Here is a 12,770-nt window from a genome sequence, read left to right on the forward strand (position 1 = left end):
TGAAATTCACGCAGTGGCGCTGTTTGAAAGAATGCGGGGGATGTTGCCCACAGCGGCCTTTGCTGCCGGTCCAAACCGCGAGAGCATATCCACCATTTCCTTGTCAGACGGATCGTAGCCGAACATCAGATGGTTCATCGCTTGCAATCGCGTCTTGTCCATCCAGTCTTTGACGGGGGGCACCTTGGACCAGGCACCCTGGTTCATCATCGCGGGCAACATTTCTGCAATGTACTGCGCAGGTGTATCGTGAAAATTCACGGTATGAGTACAGGCTGCACGTATTGCATCATCGGGCACCTTCGCCTCGAGAAAAGCTATGAGGGCGGCGCCGAACAGGGGCTGGAACGGGCGGATCAGGTTAAGATTGATTGTGTCGCCGTCAAAGACCGGAGGCTGGGCACCCATGACAACCCCCGCTGTTGCGGTGCAATCTATGAAAAGAGAGTTGTCGGGCAAATCGGCGGTGCCCTCTTTCAAGGTCATCTTGCCGTTTTCGATATGCGTGACATGACCCATGCGCACCACGTTCTTGATAGTGGACAGCATGCTGATCTCGCGCGGGGAGGCAACGGCGGCATGAAATTTGGTTGGCGTGATGGCGGTGTCTATGCGGTGCCAGACGCCGCGCGCTTCCATCGCGGCGCAGTATTCATCAACAGTAGAGACTGATCCGAGCGTTTCCAATTCCCCCAGAAATGCGCCGACGACGGTGCTGAACAAGGCGGGATGGTTCAGAATGTGTTCGCGGTTGAACAACCAGTAGTCATTGGGACGGACCCAAGTGATTTTATCGGGATCGACACCTTGTTCCAGAAGCCAGACAGCGGCATCCATGCCGGTTTTGCCCGCGCCGATGACTGTGAAGTGATCGTGGTTTGCGGCACATGCCGGCAGATCGTTGATCGGGATCAGCGTCGCGTCAGTGGCGATGTCAAACTTCGGCGTATGGGTCGCCGGGATGCTGCCCATGTCGCCCCATCTGCCAGCATGGACGATCTTTTTGGCCACATTGATTTGTGTTTCTTTGCCGGTGACGAGGTGACGCACCAGACCGTCACCCAGATGTTCGGACATACGAAAGTACGTCACGCGGCCGGTGGGCAGGTAGGTGTTTTCCATCAGATCGTGGAAGTAATGGAGGATCTCGGACTTGGTCGACAGCTCGTAATGAGGGGCGAGGTGGTCTTGATCCGCGGTACGCTTTGGCCCGAGCCGCCGCGAGTTCACGCCATAGAAGCTGGCGGACTGGTGCAAGCGCACGAAAGGATAAGCGTCGTTCCAGTGACCACCGGGCGCATCCCGCCGGTCGACGATTGTGACTGTTGCATCGGTTTCGGCAAGCAGTACGTCCAGAAAAGACAGGGCGGTCGCCCCCGCGCCAGAGATCAGATAGTCGGTTTGCATGGGGGCGTCCTTTTGTTGTTGGTGCGCGCCTAGTCCTTGAAGACGGCTAGCCCCAGCCACTCGGCGACAAGGGCAGGGGTTTCGTTGCCCTCAATCTCGATCGTGAGGGTGTTTGTCCGCAGCATACTGGTGGCATCGCGGGCTTTGGCATCCACAAGGGTAAAGCGGCCCCGCAGACGGCTGCCCGCGACGACGGGCATCAGAAAGCGAAGCTTGTTCATCCCGTAGTTGATGCCCATGACCTGACCTTCCATCATGGAGAAACAGTCATATGCAAAGCGGCTGGCCAGAGACAGCGTGAGGAAGCCGTGGGCGATTGCCCCGCCGAAAGGTGTTTCTTTGGCGGCGCGTTCGGGATCGACGTGAATCCACTGCTCGTCATGCGTTGTCTTGGCGAATTCATCGATCATCTTCTGATCGACCGTAATCCAGTTTGAGACGCCGACCTCGGTGCCGATAAGCTTTTGTGATGTCTCGATTGCGGTTGCGAGTGATGACATTGGTGCCTCCTCAGGACGGGTCAGCGGCGACACGGACCAACCGCTTGCCCTTGTTGTCACCAGCAAGCAGACCGATCAAAGCCTGCGGTGCGTTCTCAAGCCCCTCGACGATGTCTTCGGTGACCTTGATCTGGCCGGTGCCCACCCAATGCTGCATGGCGCGGACGCATTTGGCGTCATTATGGGCGAAATCCATCACGATGAAACCTTCCATCTTGAGGCGTTTAACCACGATCACACCGGGCAGGTTGCGCGGGCCGGTAGGGTTGTCGGTGTCATACTGGCTGATCGCGCCACAGCACACAACGCGGCCCTTTTCATTCATAAAGTTGAGCGAGGATTCGAGGATTTTGCCGCCGACGTTATCGAAGTAGACATCAACGCCGTTAGGGCAGGCCGCGGCCAATGCCTTGGACAGACCCGCCTCGCGGTAGTCGATGCAAGCGTCAAAGCCCATCTCGTCTTCGACCCATTTGCATTTTTCGGGGCCGCCCGCGATCCCGACGACACGACACCCGAGCGCTTTGGCGATCTGGCCGACGTATCCGCCAACGGAGCCCGCAGCAGCCGAGACAAGGACGGTTTCGCCTGCCACCGGATTACCGATGGACATCAGACCGTGATAGGCAGTTTTGCCTGCAATGCCGTAAACCGACATCAGATGGGAAAGTGTCTCTACCTTGGGGAGCTTTTCCACTCTGTGCCCCTTGGCGACGATGTAATCGGACCACGTGGCCTCAGCTGCTACGATATCACCGACGCTGATTTTCGGGCTGTTGCTTTCGACAACTTCGCAGATGGCATAGGTGGGCATCGGATCACCGGCCTGAACGGCGGCGCGGTAGGTCGCACCTTTCATCCATGAACGGTTGGCCGCATCAATCGACATCAGAATGACTTTGAGCAGCACTTCACCGTCGCCCGCTTTTGGCATGTCCGCTTCGACAAGTTTGAAGTGGTCGGGCGTCAGTTCGGCGGTGGGGAGTTCTGCGATCTGTATCTGGCGGTTTTGCATGGGATGTGTCCTATTGCTGGGAAATTAGAGGAGAGAGTTATGTCTGGTCGTCAACATCGGTTTCAGCCGCCAAAGGGTGCGGCGGATTTGCTGCTCATCCGGCATGGTGAGACGCAGGAAGCGGTGCGTGGTCAGATGTTTCCGCTGGTCGATGGGCAGGGTGATCCGTCGTTGTTGCCGGTCGGAGAAAAGCAGGCGCTGCGTGTTGGTGAGCGCCTGAAAGCAGAACCTATTTCGGCGATTTACGTGACCAAGATGGTGCGGACGCATCAGACGGCGGCCCCTTTGGCGGCGCATCTGGGGTTGGCACCAAGGATCGATCCCGATTTGCATGAGGTATTTTTGGGGGATTGGGACGGGGGCGAATACCGGTTCCGCGCCGCTGAGAACGACCCTGCGTTTTTGCGTGCCCGCGACCGTGAGGAATGGGGAGAGATCCCCGGCGCGGAAACCACCGCCGCGTTGCAGGCAAGGGTCAAGCGCGGGTTGCAGCGGGTTGCCGCTGCGCATGCGGATGAACTGGTTGCGGTTGTGGTGCATGGCGGTGTTGTTTCGGCAGCTTTGGCGATTGCGACAGGGTCGCCCGCGTTTGCATTCAATGGTGCGGACAACGGGTCGATCAGCCGTCTGGTGGTGGGACCAAACGGCATGATCCTGCGCGGTTTTAACGATGTGACCCATCTTCGCGACTGACACGTCGCTAGTCCATCGTCACCACAACTTTGCCCAGAACCTTGCGGTCTGCCAGCAGGTTCAGGGCATCTCCCGCCTGTGCCAAGGGATAGCTGGCCGAGATGCGCGGCTTGATCTTGCCTTCGCCATACATGCGGAACAGATCGCCCATGTTTTCGGCGTGGTTTTGCGGCTCGCGAGCGGTATGGGCACCCCAGAATACGCCGACAATCTGACAGCCCTTCAGCAATGTGAGGTTCAGCGGGATTTTTGGAATACCTGCCGGGAATCCCACAACAAGGAATCGGCCTTTCCATGCCAACGCTCGCACAGCCGGTTCAGCATAATCACCGCCAACAGCATCATAGACAATATCGACACCATCGCCGCCAGCGGCTGCTTTGATCTGGTTGGAGAACTCTTTTTGCGCGGCTCTGTCCGACATATCGCGGGAGTAGATGATCGTTTCATCCGCACCGAGGTCACGGCAGAATTGCGCTTTTTCCTCTGACGACACCGCGGCAATTACGCGTGCACCCGCTGCTTTACCCAGTTCGATCGCGGCGACGCCCACGCCACCTGCGGCACCGAGAATCAGCAGGCTGTCGCCTTCTTTAATGCCTGCACGATCTTTCAACGCGTGGTGCGACGTGCCGTAGGTCAGCACAAAACACGCGGCCTCTTCATACGGCATATTGTCTGGAATTTTGATAACACGGTCGGCATCGGCCACCACATGTGTGGCGAAGCCGCCAAAGCCGGTCATACCCAACACACGGTCCCCAACCGATAGGTTAGAGACACCTTCGCCCACAGCCTCGACCTCGCCTGCGATCTCTCCGCCCGGAGCGAAGGGACGGGGCGGTTTCATCTGGTACATGTCGCGAATGATAAGCGTGTCCGGGAAATTAACGCCTGCAGCATGCACGCGGATGCGCACCTGCTTTTTGCCCGGCTCCGGCGTTGGCATGTCTTCTAGCACCAATGTTTCAGGGCCACCGACTTCTTTGCTCAGCATCGCTTTCATGGTTTGCATCCTCCCGTTTGCGTTTCGTTGGAAAGTGAGACGTGGCGTCGCGTCTTGTCAATCGCAATTCGGGTCGCCATTCTGCACAGCGGAATGGATGTCCGCAAACTGACGTGACGTCCCAAGGGAGGATTTTGAAATGACAGCGAACAGCATAGAGGAATTCCGTCTGGAGCTACGCGAGTGGCTTGAGGCGAATTGCCCGCAAGAGATGCGCGACGGCGGTATTGTGGAAGATGCGATCTGCTGGGGCGGCAAGGATTGGGTATTCTCATCCGATGCGCAGAAGGTCTGGTTGGAGCGGTGCGCGGCCAAGGGATACACTGTACCAACATGGCCGGTCGAATACGGCGGCGCTGGCATGAGCCGCGATCAGGAAAAAGTATTTCACGAAGAGATGGGCCGTATCGATGCGCGCTCGCCTTTGCAGAGCTTTGGCATCTGGATGCTTGGACCTGCGTTGCTGCATTTCGGGTCGCATGAACAAAAGCTGCATTATCTTCCGCCGATTGCCCGCGGTGAAGTGCGTTGGTGTCAGGGCTATTCCGAGCCGGGTGCGGGATCCGATTTGGCGAACGTCCAGACCAAAGGCGAGGACAAGGGCGATCACTGGTTGGTGAACGGGCAGAAAATCTGGACCTCATACGCGGACAAGGCTGACTGGATTTTTGCACTGGTGCGCACGGATCGCGATGCACCCAAGCACAAGGGGATTTCATTTCTGCTGTGTGACATGGAGCAGGCAGGCGTAGAGACGCGGCCGATCAAGATGATCTCGGGTATTTCCCCATTCTGCGAGACGTTCTTTACCGATGCGGTGATTCCGAAGGATCAGATTGTTGGCGAAGAAAATCGCGGTTGGGATGTGGCGAAATATCTGCTGACCCACGAGCGCGAGATGATTTCCGGTGGTGGTGCGGGGCTGTCCGGCGGTGGTCGTGCCTTGGGTGCGGTGATCTCTGACACCATCGAAGAGATGGATGCGACCTTGCGGGCTGATGCGATGCGTTGCGAGATTGACGCGCTGTCGATCGGGCTGACGCTGGAGCGGTACAAGGATCAGGCCGAAGCGGGGCAGGGCGCGGGCGATGCGTCTGCGATGCTCAAGTATATGGGTACAGAGTTGAACAAGCAGCGGCACGAGCTGATGATGTCTGCGGGCGGGTCCGATGCGCTTGAGTGGGACGGTCCTTTGGGCAACCGCGCAGGCGACTGGCTGCGCACGAAAGCGAATTCGATTGAAGGGGGCACATCCGAGGTGATGCTGTCGATTGTATCACGACGTGTATTGGGGTTGCCGGCATGAGCAAACTAGTGATGAGCGAAGAAGAGACGATGCTGGCCGACATGGCGCGCGGGTTTCTTGATGGTGCTGCACCTGTCTCTAAATTGCGCGAAATGCGCGACAACGGCGTGACGCATGACGCAGCGCTATGGAAAGAGATGGCAGACATGGGGTGGGCCGGCGTGCTGGTCCCCGAAGATGCGGGCGGGTCCGATATGGGGTTCGCCGCCGCGAATGTTATTGCACGCGAGATGGGCAAGACGCTGGCGGTGTCGCCGTTTATATCGACCGCTGTGATTGCTGCGACAGCGCTGCGGCAGGTCAGCGATGCGCGCGCCAAAGAGGCGCTAGGCCGGATTGCAGCGGGTGATGCGACCTACGCGCTGGCGGTGGATGAAGGGGTCAAGTTCGACCCTGATGCGACACAGATGGAAGCCAAAGCGGATGGCAATGGCTTTCGCTTGAGCGGGAAAAAGCAGTTTGTTGTAGACGGCGCGCTGGCGGACCGTTTGCTGGTGCTGGCCCGCACGGCCGAGGGGCTGACCCTGTTTGATATTCCGGCGGACCGTGCGGGTATCGAGCGGACAGCGTCCAATATGATCGATGCCCGCGATACGGCGCGGATCGAATTCAGTGATGTTGAAGCGACCGGGGACGATGTTCTGGGAACTGTGGATCAGGCGATGACGGTTCTGAAACCTGCGCTTGAGGCTGGTCAGGCGGCATTGGCAGCAGAGCTTGCCGGATTGTCTGCGGGGGCCTTCGAAATGACGGTTGAGTACCTGAAAGAGCGCAAACAGTTCGGTGTCGAAATCGGACGCTTTCAGGCCTTGCAGCACCGCGCGGCACATTTGTGGTGCGAGACCGAAGTCACGGCGAGCGCGATCCTGAACGCGGGGCGGATGCTGGACGAAGATCCGGAAAATGCGGGCATGGCCGTGTCGCTGGCGAAGGCCAAGGCAACTGCGACAGCCAAGCTTGCGGTGATCGAAGGCGTACAGATGCACGGTGGTATCGGGATGACCGATGCCTATGACATGGGTTTTTACATGAAACGCGCACGGGTCGGGGCGGAATGGTTAGGGGATTACTCTTACCACGCCGAACGGGTCGCCGCAGCGAGAGGATTCTAAACGATGGATATTCAGTCTCTATTCGGACTTGAAGGTAAGGTGGCGTTGGTCACTGGTGGTGCAACGGGCATCGGGCGGATGGCCTGCGAAGCGCTGGTGCGTGCGGGTGCGACCGTACTGATGGCCAGCCGCAAGGAAGGTGCCTGCGAAGCCGTGGCCGAAGAATTGAACGCGCTGGGTGCGTCGGGCAAGGCCATCGGGTTTGTTGGTGATGTCGGGACCGAGGAAGGCATCGACGCGTTGGTTGCAGCGGTCAAGGAACGCTCGGACACTCTACACATCCTGATGAACAACGCGGGTATCACCTGGGGTGCGCCACTGGGCCAGTTCCCGCATCATGCGTGGGAAAAGGTGATGAACGTCAATGTGGCGGGCATGTTCGACCTGACGCAGAAGCTCTTGCCGATGTTGATTGCATCAAGCACGGCGGATGATCCTGCGCGCGTGGTGAATGTCGGCTCTGTTATGGGGCAGCGCGAGATGGGTGACGGTGCCTATTCCTATTCCATGTCGAAAGCGGCAGTGCATCACATGACGCGTATTCTGGGCAAGGAATTGGCCGGTCAGCATGTCACTGTGAACGCGCTTGCGCCGGGACCGTTTGTGTCGCGGATGACAGCGTTTGCTACAGCGGATGAAGATACGCGTGGCAAGGTTGGCAAGGACGTGCCGCTGAAACGCGTGGGACGCGACGAAGACATTGCGGGCTGCATGTTGTTCCTTTGTGGGCAGGGTGGCGCTTATGTCACTGGGGCAGTCATTCCGGTGAGCGGCGGCATCAACGTGATGTCGGGTCCGAACATCTTTGAACAGGCGCTGCACTGATGGCTGATATCCGTTTTGATGACCGCGTTGCGATTGTAACGGGTGCAGGCACAGGTCTGGGGCGGTCGCACGCATTGGGTCTGGCCGCGCGCGGTGCCAAGGTTGTTGTCAACGATCTGGGTGTCGGGCGTGACGGGTCCGGCGCGTCTTCAGCAGCGGCAGAGGCCGTCGTGGAAGAGATCAAGGCGATGGGCGGTGATGCAATTGCCCATGGGTGCGATGTGTCAGACGAAGACGGTGTGACGGATATGGTGGCACAGGCCATCGCCGCATGGGGTCGCGTCGATATCGTGGTGAACAACGCGGGTATCCTGCGGGACAAGACGTTCTCCAAGATGGAGATGTCGGATTTCCGTAAAGTCGTTGACGTACATCTGATCGGCTCTGCCAATGTGGCGCATGCGTGCTGGCCTATTATGCGCGAGCAGAAATACGGAAGACTTGTGTTCACGGCTTCTGCATCGGGGCTATACGGGAATTTCGGTCAATCGAACTACGGGGCTGCAAAGGCCGCGATGATGGGCTTGATGAACGTTCTGCATCTTGAAGGCGCGCGCGACAACATCCGTGTCAACACGTTGGCCCCTACGGCTGCGACGCGCATGACCGAAGAGTTGTTGCCCGCCGAAGCGGCAGCACTGCTGGCACCTGAAACGATCACGCCAGGTCTTTTGTATCTGGTGTCGGAGGACGCGCCATCGCGTACGATCCTTGGGGCGGGTGCGGGCAGCTTTGCCTTGACCAAAGTGTACGAAACACCCGGCATTACCTTGTTGGACGACGAGAATACGCCAGAGGCCATCGCTGCGCGATTTGCGGAAATCGCAGCGACAGAAGGTCAGGAAGAACTGACCGATGCCTTTAGCCAGACCAAGAAATACGCCCTGAATGCAGCCAAGGCCCGCGGCCTGAAGCTGGACTGGTAAACAGAATTAACCAAGGAGAGACACCATGCGTGACGCAGTCATCGTATCCACAGCAAGAACCCCGATTGGCAAAGCCTATCGCGGCGCATTCAACAACACCACACCACAGGAACTGGCGGGTCACGCCATCGCCCATGCGGTCAAACGCGCAGGTGTCGATCCGGCAGCGGTGCAGGACGTGTTGCTGGGCGCTGCGCTGCAACAGGGCCATTCAGCGGGCAATATCGCGCGGCAGGCTGCCGTGCGCGCGGGCCTGCCGGTCACTGTCGCGGGCATGTCAATGGATCGCCAATGCGCATCCGGCATGATGGCGATTGCCACGGCGGCCAAGCAGGTTGTCATGGACGGTATGGATGTTGTTGTTGGCGGCGGCGTCGAGAGTATTTCGATGGTGCAAACGCCAGAGATGCGTGTGAAGGCCGACAAATGGCTGATGGAGCACAAGCCCGAGATTTACATGTCGATGCTGGAAACAGCAGAGACAGTCGCGGAACGCTATAACGTCAGCCGCGAGCGTCAGGACGAATACGCAGCGCGTTCACAGGAAAACACGCACCTCGCGCAGGAAGCGGGCAAGTTCGATGACGAGATCGTGCCGCTGACCTCAACGATGATGATCCAGGATCGCGAGACCAAGGAAATCTCCTCGCACGAGGTGACGCTTGAAAAAGACGAGGGCAACCGCCCCGGCACATCCGCCGAAAACCTTGCCGGCCTGAAGCCGGTGCATAAGGATGGCATGCACATCAAGGAAGGCAAATTCATCACCGCAGGTAACGCATCGCAGCTGAGCGATGGTGCGTCTGCGTCTGTTGTGATGGAAGCGAAAGCGGCCGAGAAAGCGGGCTTGCAGCCGCTGGGTCGTTATGTCGGTGTAATGGCCGCTGGATGTGAGCCGGACGAGATGGGCATTGGCCCGATCTATGCTGTGCCGAAACTGCTTGAAGCGCACGGATTGAAGATGGACGATATCGGTCTGTGGGAGCTGAACGAAGCTTTTGCGGTTCAGGTCATCCAGTCGCGTGATGTCTTGGGAATCCCTGACGAGCTGCTGAACGTGAACGGCGGCGCGATCTCCATTGGTCACCCTTACGGTATGTCCGGTGCGCGGATGGTGGGCCATGCCCTGATCGAAGGTAAACGCCGCGGCGCGAAATACGTGGTCTGCACCATGTGTGTGGGTGGCGGCATGGGTGCTGCGGGCCTGTTCGAGGTTCTGTAGCCCTTGCGATTTGCAAACAAGAGGGGCGGTTTCACCCGCCCCCTTACCGTCAACATGAACATCTTTGGAGGCTCCATGGCCCGTGACGATTCCCATCTGCCGAAGGCGCTGCAAGGCTTGCGGATACCGCTGATCGCATCGCCGTTGTTTATCATATCGGTGCCGAAACTGGTGATCGCCCAGTGTAAGGCGGGGATCGTCGGGTCGTTTCCGGCGTTGAACGCGCGTGAAGGAGAGGGAGAGCATCCACTGCTCGACACATGGTTGACCGAAATCAAGGAAGAGCTGGACCGGCACAATCAGGCCAATCCGGACCGGCCAGCGGCGCCTTATGCGGTGAACCAGATTGTGCACCGGTCCAACGGGCGGCTGGAGCGTGATCTGGATATTTGTGTCAAACACGAGGTACCGATCTGGATCACCTCACTGGGCGCGCGGGTCGAAGTGAACGAGGCCGCGCATTCCTGTGGCGGGATCGTTTTGCACGATATCATCAACAACCGTTTCGCCAAAAAGGCGATTGAAAAAGGGGCTGACGGTCTGGTGGCTGTGGCGGCGGGTGCCGGTGGCCATGCGGGCCAGCAATCCCCCTTTGCTCTGGTACGCGAAATCCGTGAATGGTTCGACGGGCCGCTGGCTCTGTCCGGGTCAATCGCGACCGGTGAGAGCTTGCTTGCCGCGCGGGCGATGGGGGCTGATCTGGGCTATACCGGATCGCCGTTTATTGCCACGGACGAGGCGAACGCGGATCAGGGATACAAGGACATGATTGTGGACAGCGGCGCGGAGGACATCGTCTATTCGTCGCTCTTTACCGGTGTTTGGGGCAATTACCTGAAAGGATCGGTCGAGGCGGCGGGCATGGACCCCGACAACCTGCCACAGGCGGATGCATCCTCAATGAACTTTGGTCAGGACCGCGAAAAGCCCAAAGCGTGGAAAACGATCTGGGGTTCCGGTCAGGGGATCGGGGCAATCAAATCCGTCGGACCGGCGGCTTCAATCGTGGACCGGATGGCGACGGAGTATCAAGCCGCAGGCAAGAAGCTGGCGGCGGAGTTTTCGTGAGCGAGCTTCTGGTCATCCGGCACGGGCAGGCGTCATTCGGACATGATGACTATGACGTGCTGTCCGATCTGGGGCACCAGCAAGCGGAGGCGGTGGGTGCGTTGCTGCGCGAGATGGCGTGGGTGCCGGATCGGCTGGTGACAGGCACGCTGAAACGGCAGCGCGATACGCTGACCTCAATGGGTTTTGCCGGAGGTGGCGAAGAACATGCAGGCTTCAACGAATACGACTTTGGCGATTTGTTGCAGGCGCGGTTCAGGGGCGATGTGCCTGATCTGGTCAAAGGCGACCGGCGCACGCATTTCCGCACGCTTCGTGAAACCGTATTCGAATGGCAGGACGCGTCCTTTGACGGTGCATCCGAGACCTATGCGGAATTTGCAGCACGTGTTGAAGCGGCGCGCGCATTTGCCTGCGATACCGATGCCAAGCGTGTGCTGGTGGTGTCATCGGGGGGCGTGATCGGACAGATGACCGCCGTCGCGCTTGGGGCCGACAGGCGGCACATGATGGAGCTGAATTTGCAGATCAAGAACACGGCGATGACACGGTTTGTGTTCAATGGTGCGCGGTGTTCCTTGAATGAATTCAACGCAACGCCGCATTTTATGACGCCAGAAGGCGCCAAGCTGTTAAGCTATAGCTGAGGGACGACTATGAGCACTGATACACAAACATTGGATGAAGCGGCGGTCGCCAGCTATCTCAAAGAGAACCTGCCCGGTTTCGAAGGGCCGATGGACGTAACCAAGTTCCAGACGGGCCAGTCCAACCCGACCTTCATGCTGAAAACACCTGCGCACAACTATGTGCTGCGGCGCAAGCCGCCGGGGGTTTTGCTGAAGTCCGCGCATGCGGTGGACCGTGAATACCGTGTTCAAAAGGCATTGCAGGGATCGGATGTGCCGGTCAGCAAGATGCATCTGCTTTGTGAAGACGACGACGTCATCGGGTCCATGTTTTACATCATGGACCATGTGCCGGGCCGCAACTTTAACGAGCCTGAGATGCCGGGACTGACGCCTGCGGACCGGACGGGTGTGATTGACGATATGAACCGCGTTCTGGCCGCCTTGCATGAGGTCGACATTGATGCTGTCGGGCTGAGCGATTACGGCCCCGAGGGGAACTATTTCGAACGGCAAGTCGGTCGCTGGTCCAAGCAGTACCGCGCATCCGAGACACAAAAGAACCCTTCAATGGATGCCTTGATGGTGGAACTTGTTGAAGCCCAGCCCGAAGATGACGGGCAGCGCACGCTGGTGCATGGGGACTACCGTCTCGATAATATGATCTTTGATGCGGAGACGACCGATTGCCGTGCCGTGCTGGATTGGGAGCTGTCGACTATTGGACATCCGTTTGCGGATCTGGCCGCCGTCATCATGCAGTGGCAATTGCCGTCAGGTACCGAAGGGCGCGGGATGGGCGGGTTGGACCGTGCAGCCCTTGGCCTGCCGTCTGATGAAGCCTTTATTGCGAAGTATTGCGAGCGGCGTGGCTTGAATGGCATCGACAACTTTGGCTACTACCTAGGTTTTTGTTTCTTCCGTATGGCGGGTATCATTCAGGGTGTTTTGAAGCGCGGGCTGGACGGGAACGCATCGAACCCTGAACGGGCGCTGAAGTTGGGTGAATTTGTGCCGGTGTTTGCCCAGCACGGCCTAGACGCCCTGCGGCGCGGATAGTT

The 12,770-nt window shown here is 58.6% G+C and carries 13 protein-coding genes; 9 read left to right on the plus strand and 4 right to left on the minus strand.

The features are described from left to right. Positions 1-6 precede the first annotated feature (6 nt). Genes Z946_RS0100210 through Z946_RS0100220 form a run of 3 tightly spaced genes read right to left on the minus strand, consistent with a single transcriptional unit; the run spans position 7 to position 2,922 of the window. On the minus strand, positions 7-1,407 hold the full coding sequence (locus tag Z946_RS0100210; protein ID WP_025053736.1) for a hypothetical protein: 1,401 nt from the start codon (positions 1,405-1,407) through the stop codon (positions 7-9). A 29-nt stretch (positions 1,408-1,436) separates the two neighbouring features. Then, on the minus strand, positions 1,437-1,907 hold the full coding sequence (locus tag Z946_RS0100215) for a MaoC family dehydratase (RefSeq protein WP_025053737.1): 471 nt from the start codon (positions 1,905-1,907) through the stop codon (positions 1,437-1,439). A gap of 10 nt (positions 1,908-1,917) precedes the next feature. Further along, positions 1,918-2,922 carry an NADP-dependent oxidoreductase gene (locus Z946_RS0100220; RefSeq protein ID WP_025053738.1) on the minus strand — a complete coding sequence of 335 codons (1,005 nt, stop codon included), beginning with the start codon at positions 2,920-2,922 and terminating at the stop codon, positions 1,918-1,920. 39 nt (positions 2,923-2,961) lie between these two features. On the opposite strand from Z946_RS0100220, the gene Z946_RS0100225 reads away from it, so the two are divergent. After that, positions 2,962-3,615, plus strand: coding sequence for a histidine phosphatase family protein (locus Z946_RS0100225; RefSeq protein ID WP_025053739.1), 654 nt, complete (start codon positions 2,962-2,964; stop codon positions 3,613-3,615). Between the two features lie 7 nt (positions 3,616-3,622). On the opposite strand, the gene Z946_RS0100230 is transcribed toward Z946_RS0100225, so the two are convergent. After that, complete coding sequence (locus Z946_RS0100230) at positions 3,623-4,621, minus strand: NADPH:quinone oxidoreductase family protein (RefSeq protein WP_025053740.1); 999 nt, start codon at positions 4,619-4,621, stop codon at positions 3,623-3,625. 139 nt (positions 4,622-4,760) lie between these two features. Here Z946_RS0100230 and Z946_RS0100235 point away from each other — a divergent pair, with 139 nt between their 5' ends. The 8 genes from Z946_RS0100235 to Z946_RS0100270 are packed head-to-tail and all read left to right on the plus strand — an operon-like array spanning position 4,761 to position 12,768. Beyond that, the gene (locus tag Z946_RS0100235; protein WP_025053741.1) at positions 4,761-5,927 is read left to right on the plus strand and encodes an acyl-CoA dehydrogenase family protein; all 1,167 of its coding nucleotides are present in this window, start codon (positions 4,761-4,763) and stop codon (positions 5,925-5,927) included. Next, positions 5,924-7,039, plus strand: a complete 1,116-nt coding sequence (locus Z946_RS0100240) for an acyl-CoA dehydrogenase family protein (protein ID WP_025053742.1) — start codon at positions 5,924-5,926, stop codon at positions 7,037-7,039. The genes Z946_RS0100235 and Z946_RS0100240 overlap by 4 nt, the downstream gene beginning before the upstream one ends. Positions 7,040-7,042: 3 nt before the next feature. Next, the gene (locus tag Z946_RS0100245) at positions 7,043-7,864 is read left to right on the plus strand and encodes an SDR family NAD(P)-dependent oxidoreductase (protein ID WP_025053743.1); all 822 of its coding nucleotides are present in this window, start codon (positions 7,043-7,045) and stop codon (positions 7,862-7,864) included. After that, positions 7,864-8,790, plus strand: a complete 927-nt coding sequence (locus tag Z946_RS0100250) for an SDR family NAD(P)-dependent oxidoreductase (RefSeq protein WP_025053744.1) — start codon at positions 7,864-7,866, stop codon at positions 8,788-8,790. Before Z946_RS0100245 ends, Z946_RS0100250 begins: the two co-directional genes overlap by 1 nt. A gap of 25 nt (positions 8,791-8,815) precedes the next feature. Then, entirely contained in the window at positions 8,816-10,012 is a 1,197-nt protein-coding gene (locus tag Z946_RS0100255; protein WP_025053745.1) for an acetyl-CoA C-acyltransferase, read from the plus strand. Between the two features lie 54 nt (positions 10,013-10,066). Continuing rightward, positions 10,067-11,080 (plus strand): NAD(P)H-dependent flavin oxidoreductase, encoded by a 1,014-nt coding sequence (locus Z946_RS0100260; RefSeq protein WP_420911438.1) that lies wholly within the window; start codon positions 10,067-10,069, stop codon positions 11,078-11,080. Continuing rightward, positions 11,077-11,727 carry a histidine phosphatase family protein gene (locus Z946_RS0100265; RefSeq protein WP_025053747.1) on the plus strand — a complete coding sequence of 217 codons (651 nt, stop codon included), beginning with the start codon at positions 11,077-11,079 and terminating at the stop codon, positions 11,725-11,727. The genes Z946_RS0100260 and Z946_RS0100265 overlap by 4 nt, the downstream gene beginning before the upstream one ends. Before the next feature lie 9 nt (positions 11,728-11,736). Next, positions 11,737-12,768 carry a phosphotransferase family protein gene (locus tag Z946_RS0100270; RefSeq protein ID WP_025053748.1) on the plus strand — a complete coding sequence of 344 codons (1,032 nt, stop codon included), beginning with the start codon at positions 11,737-11,739 and terminating at the stop codon, positions 12,766-12,768. Positions 12,769-12,770 lie beyond the last annotated feature (2 nt).

This window comes from Sulfitobacter noctilucicola, from assembly GCF_000622385.1.
In the GTDB taxonomy this organism is placed as follows: domain Bacteria; phylum Pseudomonadota; class Alphaproteobacteria; order Rhodobacterales; family Rhodobacteraceae; genus Sulfitobacter; species Sulfitobacter noctilucicola.